At 43.8% G+C, this 15,073-nt stretch carries 14 protein-coding genes; 7 read left to right on the top strand and 7 right to left on the bottom strand.

The features are described 5' to 3' along the window. The first annotated feature begins 7 nt into the window (after positions 1-7). Entirely contained in the window at positions 8-856 is an 849-nt protein-coding gene (locus BW716_RS05405; RefSeq protein WP_083721506.1) for an energy transducer TonB, read from the top strand. 115 nt (positions 857-971) lie between these two features. Here BW716_RS05405 and BW716_RS05410 read toward each other — a convergent pair whose 3' ends face one another. Then, positions 972-2,150 (bottom strand): AIR synthase related protein, encoded by a 1,179-nt coding sequence (locus tag BW716_RS05410; RefSeq protein WP_083721507.1) that lies wholly within the window; start codon positions 2,148-2,150, stop codon positions 972-974. Between the two features lie 202 nt (positions 2,151-2,352). Here BW716_RS05410 and BW716_RS05415 point away from each other — a divergent pair, with 202 nt between their 5' ends. Further along, positions 2,353-3,285 (top strand): bifunctional riboflavin kinase/FAD synthetase, encoded by a 933-nt coding sequence (locus BW716_RS05415; RefSeq protein WP_083721508.1) that lies wholly within the window; start codon positions 2,353-2,355, stop codon positions 3,283-3,285. An 88-nt stretch (positions 3,286-3,373) separates the two neighbouring features. Here the strand turns inward: BW716_RS05415 and holA are convergent, their stop codons facing one another. Both holA and BW716_RS05425 read right to left on the bottom strand, forming a co-directional pair. Further along, positions 3,374-4,369 (bottom strand): DNA polymerase III subunit delta, encoded by a 996-nt coding sequence (gene holA / locus BW716_RS05420; protein WP_083721509.1) that lies wholly within the window; start codon positions 4,367-4,369, stop codon positions 3,374-3,376. A gap of 8 nt (positions 4,370-4,377) precedes the next feature. Beyond that, the gene (locus tag BW716_RS05425; protein ID WP_083721510.1) at positions 4,378-5,106 is read right to left on the bottom strand and encodes a ribonuclease H-like domain-containing protein; all 729 of its coding nucleotides are present in this window, start codon (positions 5,104-5,106) and stop codon (positions 4,378-4,380) included. A 109-nt stretch (positions 5,107-5,215) separates the two neighbouring features. On the opposite strand from BW716_RS05425, the gene BW716_RS05430 reads away from it, so the two are divergent. The 3 genes from BW716_RS05430 (at position 5,216) to BW716_RS05440 (ending at position 6,913) form a co-directional block, all read left to right on the top strand. After that, positions 5,216-5,611, top strand: coding sequence for a hypothetical protein (locus BW716_RS05430; RefSeq protein WP_083721511.1), 396 nt, complete (start codon positions 5,216-5,218; stop codon positions 5,609-5,611). 185 nt (positions 5,612-5,796) lie between these two features. Beyond that, a complete protein-coding gene (locus BW716_RS05435) occupies positions 5,797-6,177 on the top strand; it encodes a hypothetical protein (RefSeq protein WP_083721512.1) in 381 nt (126 codons plus the stop codon). Between the two features lie 337 nt (positions 6,178-6,514). Beyond that, positions 6,515-6,913 (top strand): response regulator, encoded by a 399-nt coding sequence (locus tag BW716_RS05440; protein ID WP_179091002.1) that lies wholly within the window; start codon positions 6,515-6,517, stop codon positions 6,911-6,913. An 84-nt stretch (positions 6,914-6,997) separates the two neighbouring features. Here BW716_RS05440 and BW716_RS05445 read toward each other — a convergent pair whose 3' ends face one another. After that, the gene (locus tag BW716_RS05445; protein ID WP_083721514.1) at positions 6,998-8,644 is read right to left on the bottom strand and encodes an ABC-F family ATP-binding cassette domain-containing protein; all 1,647 of its coding nucleotides are present in this window, start codon (positions 8,642-8,644) and stop codon (positions 6,998-7,000) included. 212 nt (positions 8,645-8,856) lie between these two features. Between BW716_RS05445 and BW716_RS05450 the strand changes: the two genes are divergently transcribed. Next, positions 8,857-9,510, top strand: a complete 654-nt coding sequence (locus tag BW716_RS05450) for a carbonic anhydrase (RefSeq protein WP_083721515.1) — start codon at positions 8,857-8,859, stop codon at positions 9,508-9,510. 4 nt (positions 9,511-9,514) lie between these two features. Beyond that, complete coding sequence (murI, locus tag BW716_RS05455; protein WP_083721516.1) at positions 9,515-10,342, top strand: glutamate racemase; 828 nt, start codon at positions 9,515-9,517, stop codon at positions 10,340-10,342. Between the two features lie 185 nt (positions 10,343-10,527). Here murI and BW716_RS05460 read toward each other — a convergent pair whose 3' ends face one another. The 3 genes from BW716_RS05460 to BW716_RS05470 form a co-directional block, all read right to left on the bottom strand. After that, positions 10,528-12,588, bottom strand: coding sequence for a S9 family peptidase (locus tag BW716_RS05460; protein WP_235643489.1), 2,061 nt, complete (start codon positions 12,586-12,588; stop codon positions 10,528-10,530). Positions 12,589-12,694: 106 nt separating this feature from the next. Beyond that, positions 12,695-14,032: a Gfo/Idh/MocA family protein gene (locus BW716_RS05465; protein WP_083721518.1), complete on the bottom strand. Its 1,338-nt coding sequence runs from the start codon at positions 14,030-14,032 to the stop codon at positions 12,695-12,697. Positions 14,033-14,321: 289 nt separating this feature from the next. Next, positions 14,322-15,071, bottom strand: coding sequence for a succinate dehydrogenase/fumarate reductase iron-sulfur subunit (locus BW716_RS05470; RefSeq protein WP_235643492.1), 750 nt, complete (start codon positions 15,069-15,071; stop codon positions 14,322-14,324). Between the last annotated feature and the right edge of the window lie 2 nt (positions 15,072-15,073).

Here is a 15,073-nt window from a genome sequence, read left to right on the forward strand (position 1 = left end):
CGCCACTATGCGACACATCATACCTGTATTATTTCTGTACCTGAGCACAATTTCTCTCAACACCTTTGCACAATCCCCCGTCACAGATCCGACCGGAACGATCTATTACAAAACAGACGTCCCACCGGAATTTCCAGGTGGCGAAACGGCATTGGCCGATTTCTTAACCCATAATATTCATTACCCCCGCTCTGCACAGAAAAACAATGTACAGGGTACGGTATTTATCCAATTTGTTGTAGATGAAAATGGTAACATCATCCATCCAATCAGTAAAAGTCCGAATACGGATACCTCATTACAGAGAGAAAGCTTAAGAGTAGTCAGTATCATGCCCCAATGGAAACCGGGTCTGGTAGATGGTAAACAGGTAGCTGTACAGTTCAATCTTCCTATCAGATACCGCCTGGAAGGATCAGGATCCTATTCCAACTTTTCTTATCTTGGGCCTGTTGTTCCTAAAACAGTAACGCCAAAAGATTCTGCACTCAATAAGATCTATTATACTAACCCGGCTAATAAACCTGAATTTCCAGGTGGCGATAATGGGTTAGTGAAGTACCTGAAAAAGAACTTCCAATACCCACAGGAAGCACTGGAATCTGGTATAGAAGGCACTGTCACAGTTCTATTTACTATCAATGGCGAAGGAGGGATTGAAAATGTAAGTACGATAAGTCCTAAGCTGGGTGGACATTTGGAAATGGAGGCTATCAGGCTGGTCAGGTCTATGCCTAAGTGGAAACCTGCGATGGAAAATGGGAAAGGTGTTCCGGCGCAATGTAATATTCCAATTGAATTCAGCCTGAAGGAATACTACTCTAAGAAGAAGAAGAAAGTATACCCGATGTTTTAAATAGAAATAGGCTGATCAGTGATCAGCCTATTTTTCTGAAAATAGTTTTCATTCCCTGTTGGTGAATTCCCTCTTTCATGAAGGTTTTTATTTAAAAGGAAAAATCTCTTTCATTTTAGTGATAAATAAACTCACCCTTTTCACTCCTCACCGTCACCTGTTTCTTCTCTGCCGCCTCTACCCTTCCTACTATCTTCGCTTCTATATTAAAGCCCTCACTAATTTTAATAATATCCGCTGCTATCGCCTCAGGTACATACAATTCCATTCTATGACCCATATTAAACACCTGATACATCTCCTTCCATCCTGTACCGGATTGCTCCTGTATCAGACTAAATAACGGTGGAATCGGGAACAGGTTATCCTTAATCACATGCACGTTGTCAACAAAGTGCAACACCTTTGTTTGCGCACCACCACTACAATGTACCAAACCATGAATCTGTGCACGATATCCTTCCAGCACTTTCTTAATCACCGGAGCATATGTACGGGTTGGAGACAATACCAGTTTACCCGCATCAATACTACCAAAACCCGGTACCTCTACCTTATCTGTCAATGCTTTTTTACCACTGAAGATCAGGTCATAAGGAATACCCGGATCATAGCTCTCCGGATATTTCTCCGCTATCGTTTTATTAAATACATCATGACGGGCAGAAGTCAGACCATTGCTGCCCATACCGCCATTGTAAGCTGTTTCGTAAGAAGCCTGACCATAAGAAGCCAGTCCCACAATCACATCACCCGCCTGAATGGTATGATTGGAAATCACGTCTGCTCTCTTCATTCTGCAGGTCACGGTAGAATCCACGATGATAGTACGTACCAGATCTCCTACATCCGCAGTTTCACCACCCGTAGAGAAAATGGAGATACCATACCCTCTCAGTTCTTCCAGGATCTCTTCCGTACCATTGATAATGGCAGCAATCACCTCACCAGGTATCAGTCCTTTATTACGTCCAATGGTAGAAGACAGGAGGATGTTTTCAGTTGCACCTACGCACAGCAGGTCATCAATATTCATGATGATAGCATCCTGTGCAATACCTCTCCATACAGAAAGATCACCAGTTTCTTTCCAGTAAGTATAAGCCAGAGAAGATTTGGTACCAGCACCATCGGCATGCATGATATTGCAGTAATCTGCCTGTCCACCGAGAATATCGGGTACAATTTTGCAGAACGCTTTTGGAAACAGGCCCTTGTCAATGTTCTTTATCGCATTGTGCACGTCTTCTTTTCCAGCTGAAACACCGCGCTGGGCGTAGATATTCTGATCCACCAGTTAATTTTAATGTGATTAATCAAAGTGCAAAAGTAACGGATTCCCCCTTCCCGCGCAAACCCTTCACTTTCAAATAGGCCGCAGGAGCAGGAGGAATAATCAAAACAGACGAGAGGAATAATCAAAATGCACCGTCCCCTTTCAATCATTTATATCGAAATGTTGTAATTTGCATAGATATTTATATCGAAGGCGTATTATGCTCATACACAGGGACCTTACCCAATTGCCAGCTTTTAAGCGGGCAGTTATTACCATCGGAACATTTGACGGCGTTCATACCGGACACCGCCACATCATCCGACAATTACAACAGGCTGCCACTGCCTGCGATGGTGAGACAGTGATCGTCACCTTCGATCCTCACCCAAGGGAAGTACTGCAACCGGGGAGTAATCTTGTCCGACTCCTGACCACTTTAGATGAAAAGATTGCTTTACTGTCGGCACAGGGAATTGATCACCTGGTGATTGTTCCTTTTACACGCGAGTTTTCTGAGCTCTCGGCCCAGGCTTACCTGGAGGATTTTCTGATAGAAAGATTCAAACCTCATACGATTATCATTGGTTACGACCACCGATTCGGGCATAACCGCGAAGGTGGACTGGAATTGCTGGAAGCGGAGCAGACGCAGTATGGATTTAGTTTGATCGAGATTCCGCAGCAGATTGTGCATGATCTGACAGTAAGTTCTACCAAAATCAGGAAGAGTTTGCAGGAAGGGAATGTGCATCTGGCAAATGAATTGCTTGGTTATCAGTATTTTCTGGAAGGAACGGTGGTGCATGGAGATAAGATGGGGAGAAAATTAGGATATCCGACGGCAAATATTCAATTGCCAGATCAGCGGAAATTGATACCTGCACAGGGGATTTATGCGATCCGGGTACATGTGAAGGAGCAGGAGCAACCATTGAATGGGGTGATGAGTATTGGAACAAGGCCTACTTTTAATGGAAATGATTTGCGCCTGGAGGCACATATATTTGATTTTAAAGGGGATTTATATGAGCAGGTGATTAAGGTGGAGATGGTGAGCTATATCAGGGCGAATCAGAAGTTTGACAATGTGGACGCGCTGATAGCGCAGATGGATAAAGATAGTACAGAGGCGAAAACCTTGTTAGGATAAAAATTACAAAATCAAAAAGCTTTTACCTTCGGTAAAGGCTTTTTGATTTTGGGCCGGGCCTGCGGCTGGCTTAATGCATAAATGCGTCTTAGTTCATTATTTTATACGCCAGTTCTTTCATTAATTCTCCATCCTCTACCCCACTGTCGTTGATACCGATGCTCCTTAAATTATAATGATGTAAAAGCAATATCGCCTTCTCCGTTCCCTCTACCCCATATTGCCTTGCCGCCGCCATATAATCCTTTACAAAAAACGGATGCACCCCCAACGCCGCTGCAATCTCCTTCTCCCCTCCTTTCACACCAAAGAGCTGACTCATCTTACTAAAGAAATTATACAATGCCGGCAATACCATTTGTATAGGCCCTGCCTTCGGATTAGCGGCAAAATATTGGATAATACGTATCACCTTACCCATATCCTTCTGGCCAATAGCATTCTGTAATTCAAATACATTGTATTCCTTACTGATCCCTACATACTTCTCAATATCATTCTCATCAATCTTCTTTTCAGGCGCCAGGTTCACCAGCAGTTTTTCAATCTCATTCGCCATACGGGACAGGTCATTGCCGATATGATCAACCAGCAAAATACCTGCTTTCTGAGAGATGGCCCTGCCCAATCCATTCACATATGCATCTACCCAGGCCGGCAACTGATTATCATACATCTTCTTGGTACTGAGTAGTACCCCTCTGTCTTTTATCAGTTTTGCTATCTTACTGCGCCCATCGATCTTACCCTGTTTATGTGCCACCACAAAAATGGTGGAATCCAGTGGTTTATCGATATACGTCTCCAGTTTCAGAATATCCTTCATAGCCTGGGCCTCTTTCAACACCACTACCTGCCTTTCGGCAAACATAGGGTATCGTCTACAGGCATTAACCACCGCACTCCAGGAGGTCTCCTTACCATATAATATAGTAAGGTTGAATCCCTTCTCTGATTCATCCAGCAGGTGATGCTCCGCATAGTTGGTCACCTGATCGATAAAGAAGTCTTCATCTCCTTCCAGCCAGTATAACGACTTGAACTTCTTTTGTTTCCAGTCTTTTATTATATCCTGATAATCCATTCCCTAAATTATTTAATATATACGACATCCCCATCTTCCATCAGGGGCACTCCCTTGAACCGCATCAGGAGCTGGCCTACTGCTACCACGTCTTTCTGACAATAGGTAACAATCCTTTCCAGTCCATTGGCTTCTTCATAATATACTTTTGCCACCATACTTCCATCGATATCATCTTTGGGCGTCGGTATACCAAGTATCGCTGTTAATAACTTCAGGGAAGTATAGTTTTTAAAGTCGCCAAACCGCCATAACTGCATCGTATCCAACATAGGTACTTCCCAGGGTTTTAGGTTATGCAGTTGTAAAGCAGGTGGCAAAGATAGCTGATGGATCACAGACCGCCTGCAAATAAAAGGAATATCAAATTCTTTGATGTTGTGACCTGCAAACTGGATTTTGGGATTTTTTATATAGAACTTATTTACCAATTCTAAAAAACTGCTTAATAAAACCTTTTCATCGTCATGATAAATTGATTTGATACGCAATTGATAACGACCATTTTCTACGGTAAAAAATCCAACGGAAATACAAACGATTTTTCCAAATTCGGCATAGATCCCCGCCCGGTCAGCGTATAGGTCTTCCCCTTCGGCTGAATCTGGCGCAGTTTTTGCGATTTTGTCAAGCCAAAGCATTTGCATGTTTTCCGGAAGACAATCAAAAGCCTTAACAGCAGGTGTTGTCTCTATGTCAAGCAGCAGTAATTGATCTAATGCGATATTCGGTAACACAGTTGAAAAACAGTTTATAAATTTTTATAATTAAAGTATTTTTAACACTTACATTTGTATAATCAGTTTTAACCATATAACAATTAAAATTAAATAAATAATAACGACTATGACTGAGAACACATTTAACAAACCTGCTTCGGGCTCTCCCGGATCTGAAAAACCAAGAAGCCGTAATGGACTGATATATGGTATTTTAATTGCAGCACTGGCCGGTACCTGGATCTACATGCTGTATGACAAAAATAAATCCAGCGAAATTCAAACGCAACAAACTGCGCAGATTGATTCCATTTCTTCTTCACGGGACGCACTCCAGCAGGAATATAATGCAGCCAACGCACGTCTCGATGACCTGATCTCCCAGAACACCCGCATGGATAGTCTGGTGAAAACAAAAGATAAGGAAATTGCAGACATGAAATCCAGAATCAATAGCATTTTGACCAACAAAAATGCTACCCAGTCTCAGCTGGCTGAAGCTCGTCGTCTGATCGAAAACTGAAAGGCAACATCAGTTCATATCAGGAAACGATCGAAAAACTGGAAGGCGAAAAACTGGTACTCACCGACGAACGTAATACTGCACGTAAGGAAAGAGACTCAGTAGGTTCTATCAAAGATAGCCTGAACAAGAAAGTAAATCTTGGTTCCGTATTACACGCTTCCAACATTCATTTACAGCCGATTATGCTGAAAAAGAATGGTAAAGAAGTAGAAACAAGCAAGGCAAAACGCGCTGATATGATGCGTGTGACCTTTGACCTGGATGAGAACAGAATTGCTCCAACCGGTAACAAAGAACTGTATGTTGCTATCTCCGCTCCTGATGGTACACCACTGGCTGTTGAAGCCCTTGGTTCAGGCAGATTCACACTGGACGATGGTACAGAAAAACTGTATACTGCAAAGAAAACTGTAGCCTATACCTTAGGTCAGAAACAGACCGTGGTAATGGACTGGAAACAAAACTCCGATTTCAAACCTGGTGATTACAGTGTTGAAATCTACCATGATGGTTTCAAAATCGGTCAGGGTAAAGTAACACTGAAGAAAGGCGGATTGTTCTAGTAGTTTTCTTCTATATATTATTAAATGGGTCCCGGTGTCTTATGATGCCGGGACTTTTTATTTAAGAAAAAGATAGCACTCCTTTCAAAAGTTAACACAACAGTCATTTGTTAATGATTAGTTATTTGGAAAAAGACATATATAAAATTCTAATTAATTCCCCCATCTTTGCACTAATCTTTTATGGTATAGATGGAAACCCATGCCCAAAAGGTTGCAATTTCATGTGAAAACCGGGGAATGCATAACCTTGCATCACCATGTGTCCCCCCCTATCTTATATTGTATGTTATTGGGATTGAGTTCAACAAACAGTGTTAAAATACAGGAACCGATTATGCAGGAAAACACGAAGCAGGTGTACGTCGTAGACGATGATGAGATCTTTCATTTCATCCTGAAAAAGATGTTGGAACAACAAGCCGACAATCTGGAAATCACCAGCTTCCTCTGCGCAGAAGATGCGCTGGCTCAGTTACAAGACCAGCCGCAGTACATGCTGCCCTCCTTAATCATCCTGGACATGAACATGCAACGTATGAATGGATGGGACTTCATCGAAGCCTATAAAACGATTAAACCAACCCTCAATCAACATATTCCCATCATCATGTGCTCTTCATCTATGGACATGCGGGATATGCAGAAAGTACAACGCACACCGGAACTAATGGCCTACATAACCAAGCCCTTAGACCCCATGAAGATGAAAGTGATCACCGATGTACTTGCCTGAGGACCTGAATCAGATTATGGAATGGACAATACAATAAAAAAACGCCGGCGTTCTGCCGGCGTTTCTCTTTATAATCTGTTGTGATTAAGCTAATTGTACCTTACCACCATACATCTCTTCTCTCATCGCTTTCACTCTCTCGTCAGCCAGGTATTCATCAAAGCTCATCAACCTGTCAATCACACCCTTCGGCGTAATTTCGATGATACGGTTCGCTACAGACTGCATGAACGTATGGTCATGGGTTGTGAACAACACGATACCTTTAAAGTTGATCATGCTTTCGTTGAATGACTGGATACTTTCCAGGTCAAGGTGGTTGGTAGGCTCATCCAGTACGACTACGTTTGGATCCTGCAGCATCATGCGGCTGGTCATACAACGTACTTTTTCACCACCACTCAGTACACTGGTCTTCTTCATGATCTCATCACCACTGAACAGCATCTTACCCAGGAAACCACGCAGGAACGGCTCATCTACATCTGTTACATGCGATGGCACGAACTGACGCAGCCAGTCCATCAGGTTGATATTGTTATCTGTAAAGAACTGGGCATTGTCATTTGGCAGGTAAGCAGTGGTTACAGTTGTACCCCACTCAAATTTACCACTATCAGCCTTATCCTCACCATTGATGATTTCGAAGAATGTACTCAGCGCTACGTGATCCTTAGACAGGAAAGCGATCTTATCGCCCTTGTTCACTGTAAAGGTAACATCGCCGAACAGTTTGTTGCCTTCTATAGATTTTTCCAGTTTCTCTACATTCAGGATCTGGTTACCTACCTCACGCTGTTGCTTGAAGATGATACCTGGGTACTTACGGTTAGAAGGCTGAATGTCTTCGATAACAAGTTTTTCCAGGGCTTTCTTACGGGAGGTCGCCTGTTTACTCTTGGAAGCGTTGGCACTGAATCGGGCAATGAAGTCCATCAGGTCTTTACGCTTATCTTCCATTTTCTTGTTCTTATCGGCAATCTGGCGGGCCATCAACTGGGAAGACTCGTACCAGAAAGTATAGTTACCGGAGAAGATCTGAATCTTGGCACGGTCTACGTCCGCCACGTGGGTACATACCGCATCCAGGAAGTGACGGTCATGGGATACCACGATCACGATGTTTTCATAATCAGCCAGGAAGTTTTCCAACCAACCGATGGTTTCCACATCAAGGTGGTTGGTAGGCTCATCCAGCAGCAGGATGTCAGGATTACCAAACAGTGCCTGTGCCAGCAGTACACGAACTTTTAAGCTACCACTCAGGTCTTTCAATAGTACCGAATGCACATCTGCGTTTACACCCAGATCGCCCAGCAGGGTACCTGCATCACTCTCGGCAGTATAACCGCCCATTTCACCGTATTCCGCTTCCAGCTCACCTGCACGCATACCATCCTCTTCGGTAAAGTCTTCCTTGGCATAGATCGTATCTCTCTCATGAGCGATCTCCCAAAGTTTCTTGTTACCCATTAAGACGGTATTCAACACAGTCACCTCGTCAAACTCAAAGTGGTTCTGTTTCAATACGGACATGCGTTCACCAGGGGTGATTTCCACAGTTCCTTTGGTGGGATCGATCTCGCCTGAAAGTATTTTCAGGAAAGTAGACTTACCGGCGCCATTTGCACCGATTACACCATAACAGTTGCCTTTGGTAAAGTTGAGGTTAACTTCATCAAACAACACTCTTTTTCCAAAAGAAAGCGATACGTTTTTAACACTGATCATGCTGGCTAAAGAAATTTAAGGCGCAAAGTTACGAAAAAATATACGGTTTCAATATTTTATCGCATTAATCAAAATTTAAGCCCGCAGCAGGTCAACACCCCAAAACAAAGGGCTTTTGACAAGCGCTCCCCCCCTTTACCCAGGTAATTTTTCTTCTCATGCTAATACCTTAATTTTAAACCCTGCATTGATCCACCTAATTCACTTTCGCCATGACTAAATACGACGAGATCTTCGAGAACAACAGACGTTGGATAGCCTCCAAAACTGCTACCGACAAGGAATTTTTTGAAAAAATGGCCAACGAGCAGAAGCCAGAATACCTCTACATAGGCTGTAGCGATAGCAGGGTACCCACCAATGAGATCATGGGGTTGGATGCCGGTGAAGTCTTCGTTCACAGAAACGTAGCCAACCTGGTCAATAATGTTGACCTGAACGTAATGTCAGTCATCAACTACGCCGTTCGCCACCTGCAGGTAAAACACATCATCGTATGTGGCCACTACAACTGCGGAGGTGTAAAAGCAGCCATGCAATCAGCCGACCTCGGTCTGCTCAATCCATGGCTCCGCAATATCCGCGACGTATACCGCCTGCACAAAGAGGAGCTGAACAACATTGAAGACGAGCATGCACGTTACAATCGCCTGGTAGAACTGAATGTACAGGAGCAATGTGTGAATGTTATCAAAACCGCCGCCGTACAGCAATCCTACCTTCTGAACAAGTTCCCTACCGTACACGGCTGGGTGTATGACCTGAAAAACGGACAACTGATAGATCTGAAAATTGATTTCGAAAAAGTCCTCCACGAAATTCAGGAAATCTATGACCTGACTGGTACAGGATTGATGAAAAAATAAAGAAATGACAACTGGGCCAATTGGCGTATTCGACTCCGGCTATGGAGGACTCACGGTGCTCAAAGAGATCATCACCTCCCTGCCACAATACGATTATATCTACCTGGGCGACAACGCCCGTGCCCCCTATGGCAACAGAGGATTTGAAACCATTCATACCTACACACTGGAATGTGTACAGCACCTTTTTGACATGGGCTGTCCTTTGGTAGTGCTGGCCTGTAATACGGCCTCTGCCAAGGCACTCCGCACCATTCAGCAAAAAGACCTGCCGAACATAGCACCGGATCGCAGGGTCTTAGGGGTGATCAGGCCGACTACCGAAATGGTAGGCACACTCACCCAGACCGGCGAAGTAGGAATATTGGCGACAAAAGGTACGGTGAGCTCGGAATCGTATCCTATTGAAATCAAAAAGTTCTTTCCACACGTGAAAGTACATCAGTTGGCTTGTCCGATGTGGGTGCCTTTGATTGAAAATGGGGAGGCAGATAGCGAAGGGGCTGATTATTTTGTGAAGAAATACCTGGATCAGATATTGACGGATGCACCGGATATTGATACGCTGGTGTTGGCGTGTACTCATTATCCGATTTTGACCAGGAAGATAAGGCAGTTTTTGCCCGCGGGGATTACGCTTTTATCACAGGGAAAGATTGTAGCCCATAGCCTGAAAGATTATCTGGTAAGACATCCTGAAATGGAAACGAGATTGAGTAAGAATGGTAGCAGGAGATTCTTTACAACAGATGATCCGGTTATTTTTGAAAAGCTGACAAACATCTTCTTTGGAGAGACAGTTAAGACTGAATTCTTAGAACACAAGAAATAAAATGAATTAAGCCGGCCGCAGGCCATTGCGCGATTCCAATAAAAAAGAAGGTGTATCATTAATAATTGAAACTCCTGAGAAACGCATACAATGGAATCTGGCTCCATCAGGTATCCGAATTAAAAGAGGGTGTATCTGAAATTACACCCTCTTTTTTATTGGTAGGAATTTAAAATAGTTTAAAATTATTTCCCTTCTAATCCTAACAGAAACGAATACTGCAATGCCACATCTTCCAAAGGCTTAAACCTTCCTGAAGCCCCGCCATGCCCCGCTTCCATATCTGTCTTGAACAACAATAAATGCTTATCCGTTTTCAACGCTCTCAACTTCGCCACCCACTTAGCCGGCTCCCAATACTGCACCTGTGAATCATGCAGCCCTGTCAACACCAGCATATTTGGATAATCCTGCGCTACCACATTATCATAAGGAGAATAAGATTTCATATAATCATAGTACTCCTTATTCTTTGGATTGCCCCACTCATCAAACTCTCCCGTGGTCAATGGAATACTCTCATCCAGCATAGTCGTAACCACATCTACAAATGGCACCGCCGCTATCACACCATTCCATAACTTAGGCCGCATATTCACAACAGCACCCATCAGCAAACCACCAGCACTACCACCCATCGCATACAAATGCGTACTATCCGTATACTTTTGTGCCACTAAGAATTCTGCACAATCAATAAAGTCATAAAACGTATTCTTCTTCTTAAACAACTTTCCATCTTCATACCACTGTCTGCCCATCTCTTCTCCTCCACGAATATGCGCTATTGCATATGCAAATCCTCTATCTAATAAACTCAGCCTGTTTGAACTAAAACCCGGATCAATGCTATGACCATAAGAACCATATCCATACAGTAACAAAGGTCGCTTGCCATCCTTTTCAAATCCCTTTTTATACACGATAGAGATCGGCACTTTCACACCATCTCTCGCTGTTGCATACACACGCTCGGTCACATAATTTTTCGGGTCATAACCACCCAATACTTCCTGTCTTTTCTTCAGCTCATTTGTCTTCGCATCCATGTCATAATCATAGGTGGAAGAAGGCGTCGTCATTGAAGTATATACATAGCGCAATGTCTTCGTATCAAACTCAGGATTGATAGACACACTCGCTACATAAGCAGGTTCATCAAAGTGCAGGTAATGTTCCTGATGTGTATGTGTATTGATCACACGCAGTTGTGTGAGACCATTCTTACGCTCACTCAGTACCATATGCTCTTTGAACAACTCCTGACCTTCCAGCAAAACATCTGTACGATGTGGAATCACCTCTTTCCAATCCCTGATACCCGTCTTGTCCAGCGGGCATTCCATCAGTCTGAAATTCTTCGCCTGGTAGTTTGTTCTGATATAAAAATGCTGATCCTGATGGTCTACATCATACAGCAGATCATGCTGACGTGGATAAAATACTTTCGCATCGCCCATTGGTTTGGATGCATCCAGTATCCGGTATTCAGAAGACAATGTACTTTCACTTGCGATGAAGATGTACTGTCCTGATTTACTTCTGTAAGCAATGGTATTAAAGGTCTCATCTTTCTCATGGAACACCTCTTTATCCTTTGCAGCTTCAGTACCTACCACATGTCTGCCGATCCTGTCTGCCCGCAAAGTAACAGGGTCTTTTCCTGTATAGAAAAAGGTCTTGTTATCGCTGGCCCACGCAGCACCGCCGGTGGTATTCAGAATAGCATCAGGAAGTATTTCACCTGTTTGCAGGTTTTTGATACGAATGGTATACTGACGGCGGCTCACGGTATCTACACCAAAAGCTAACCATTGCCCGTCAGGACTTACCGCCATACCACCTACCTGGTAATAATCATGCCCTGCTGCCATTTCATTGACATTGAGGGTGATTTCTTCCTTGGCTTCCAGGCTACCTTTTTTACGGCAGTAGATAGGGTATTCTTTTCCTTCTACATAACGGGTGTAATAGTAATACCCTTCTTTCAGATAAGGCACACTGGCATCCGTTTCCATGATCCTGCCACGCATTTCTTCGTACAGCTTCTTACGCAGCTGTGTTGCAAAAGCCATCATGGTATCCAGGTAAGTATTCTCTGCATTCAGATAAGCGAGGACTTTAGGATCATTACGATCATTCATCCAGTAATAGCTATCTATACGGGTATCACCGTTTATAGTAAGCGCTGTATCTTTCTTTTCCGCTACCGGAGCGGCTATCGTTGTCGTTGATTCTGCTGACATAACTTTCTTTTTTTCCTTACAGGCAAACAGGGCCATAGCTAAGATCACGTAATAAGCAGCGGCTATCCTCATAGGTGGTAATAATTGAGACTACTAAAGTACAAAATTAACCCACCTCCACCATCTTCACGGGGTCCCACTTTATAGGTCGTTGCTGAAAATAACTTTCATTTGTCAGCAACGCAGGCCCTGCAGCCCTTAATCCAAAGGTAGCATCTTCTACTACTTTTTTGCCAGTACGAACAGATTCATAAAAATTAGCCAGGTGATCAATGTGGGAATCATAACCGGGAGGTGCATTAAAAACACTTTCTCCTTCCTGTACAGGTTGCTGCCTTTGTGCAGGGGTATATTTTTCATTGTATTCTTTGACATAAGCCTCCTGTGTGGCTTTGGGCCATGTATTATATGTATCCCAGCCACCATACCCTGGTGCTGCCGCCAGTTTATGTTTTTTGATCTTAAAGCTATCCCAGCCCAGTTCCAGTACACCTTCAGTGCCTATTAGTTTTGTGGCTTCACCACCTCCCCCACCATCGGCAAAGTTCACCCTGAGGTTCACCTGGAAACCTGGGTAATCAAAAAGGGCCATCACCACATCAGGTACATCGCGGCCATCATTCCATTGTTTCAGGTTGCCAGTGGCATATACCCGATGAGGACCTGCTACCCCTGTCATGAAATGTAACCCTGAAATAAGGTGTACAAACAGGTCTCCGGGAATACCTGTGCCATAAGCTTTGTAATTGCGCCAGCGGAAAAAGCGAACAGGATCGAAAGGAATTCTGGCAGTGTCTTTCAGCCAGGTATCAAAATCTACTGTAGCGGGCGAAGCATCGGGTGGAATTGAATACTGCCAGGCACCCAGCGCATCATGACGATCCATATGTGCCTCGACCATCACCAGTTCGCCGATATCGCCTGCCAGGTAGCGGTTTCTTGCTTCTGCAAGGCCTATGCTACTTACACGCTGACTCCCCACCTGGAAGATGGCTTTTGTTTTTGCCTGTGTGGCAATAACGGCATGTCCTTCGGAGATCTGCTGTACCATGGGCTTTTCGCAATACACCGCCTTACCTTTTTCCATAGCAGCAATAGAGATGGTGTCATGCCAGAAGTCAGGGGTCGCAACAATGATCGCATCGATGTCTTTTCTTTCCAGCAGTTCTCTGTAATCACGGGTGGTAAAGATATCTTTACCATATAGCTCTTTTACTTTTGTGAGATGGCCGGTATAGAGGTCGGCTACGCCAGCCAGCTCTATGCCGGGGAGCGTAAGTGAGTCCCGCACATCAGCAAAACCCATGATCCCCATACCGACACAGCCTATCCGTATCTTATCGTTAGGGGAGATGTTGGCTAAGGAGGAAAGAGGGCGTACGCTTAGGAGGGCAGTGGTGCCACCAAGATTGCGCAGGAATGTTCTTCGGGATTGATGAGTCATAACGGAATTTTTTTGGGAACTACAGGAAATTACGAATTATGACTGCAATAAATAAAAGAAAATCGGGGTTGCACTTTTGGCGAAGGCAAAAGTGCAACCCCGAAAGCAGTTTTTTGTTGCTGCTATCGCAGCAACAAAAAACCGGAATAACTAAAAACTCAAATTGCTACATAACCTGTAATATCTAAAAAAAGGATGTACCGAATTGGTACATCCTTTCAAATTTCAATTACGACGATATTCAATTACTACAATATTCAATTATCGACGATATTCAATTACGCCAATATTACTTTTCGTAAGTAAAACCAGCACCGATAAACTCCCTGTTCAGACGGGCGATGTTAGTCAGTGAGATCTCTTTCGGACATTCAGCTTCACATGCACCTGTATTTGTACAGCTACCGAAACCTTCTTTATCCATCTGTGCAAGCATGTTCAGGACACGGCTCTTCTTCTCAGGTTGACCCTGTGGCAGTAATGCCAGCTGAGACACCTTAGCAGATACGAACAGCATAGCAGAAGAGTTTTTACAAGCAGCTACACAAGCACCACAACCAATACATGCAGCAGCAGCAAATGCAGCATCTGCATCATCCTTAGGTACCGGAATGTTATTCGCATCCTGTGCATTACCTGTATTTACAGATACGAAACCACCTGCTTCAATGATACGGTCAAACGCAGCACGGTGTACAGTCAGATCTTTTACTACAGGGAAAGCACCAGCTCTCCATGGCTCTACAGTGATGGTATCACCATCCTTGAAAGCGCGCATGTGCAGCTGACATGTGGTAGTACCCTGCCATGGACCATGTGCACGGCCATTGATATGCATGGAACACATACCACAGATACCTTCACGACAATCGTGGTCGAAAGCTACCGGGTCTTTTCCTTCGTTAATGAGACGCTCATTCAGCACATCAAACATTTCAAGGAATGACATTTCAGAAGAAATCTCACTTACCTGATAATTTTCGAAATTACCCTTCGCCTCTGAATTTTTCTGTCTCCACACTTTAAGTGTGAGATTCATGT

This window comes from [Flexibacter] sp. ATCC 35208 (genome assembly GCF_001975825.1).
Classification (GTDB): Bacteria; Bacteroidota; Bacteroidia; order Chitinophagales; family Chitinophagaceae; genus Chitinophaga.

Bases quoted from the DNA above. Each gene is read 5' to 3' on its own strand.
- BW716_RS05415 (WP_083721508.1), top strand. From the start codon at position 2,353: ATGCTCATACACAGGGACCTTACCCAATTGCCAGCTTTTAAGCGGGCA.
- BW716_RS05435 (WP_083721512.1), top strand. From the start codon at position 5,797: ATGCTGAAAAAGAATGGTAAAGAAGTAGAAACAAGCAAGGCAAAACGC.
- BW716_RS05445 (WP_083721514.1), bottom strand. From the start codon at position 8,644: ATGATCAGTGTTAAAAACGTATCGCTTTCTTTTGGAAAAAGAGTGTTG.
- murI (WP_083721516.1), top strand. From the start codon at position 9,515: ATGACAACTGGGCCAATTGGCGTATTCGACTCCGGCTATGGAGGACTC.
- BW716_RS05450 (WP_083721515.1), top strand. From the start codon at position 8,857: ATGACTAAATACGACGAGATCTTCGAGAACAACAGACGTTGGATAGCC.
- BW716_RS05405 (WP_083721506.1), top strand. From the start codon at position 8: ATGCGACACATCATACCTGTATTATTTCTGTACCTGAGCACAATTTCT.
- BW716_RS05440 (WP_179091002.1), top strand. From the start codon at position 6,515: ATGCAGGAAAACACGAAGCAGGTGTACGTCGTAGACGATGATGAGATC.
- BW716_RS05465 (WP_083721518.1), bottom strand. From the start codon at position 14,032: ATGACTCATCAATCCCGAAGAACATTCCTGCGCAATCTTGGTGGCACC.
- BW716_RS05460 (WP_235643489.1), bottom strand. From the start codon at position 12,588: ATGTCAGCAGAATCAACGACAACGATAGCCGCTCCGGTAGCGGAAAAG.
- BW716_RS05470 (WP_235643492.1), bottom strand. From the start codon at position 15,071: ATGAATCTCACACTTAAAGTGTGGAGACAGAAAAATTCAGAGGCGAAG.
- BW716_RS05430 (WP_083721511.1), top strand. From the start codon at position 5,216: ATGACTGAGAACACATTTAACAAACCTGCTTCGGGCTCTCCCGGATCT.
- holA (WP_083721509.1), bottom strand. From the start codon at position 4,369: ATGGATTATCAGGATATAATAAAAGACTGGAAACAAAAGAAGTTCAAG.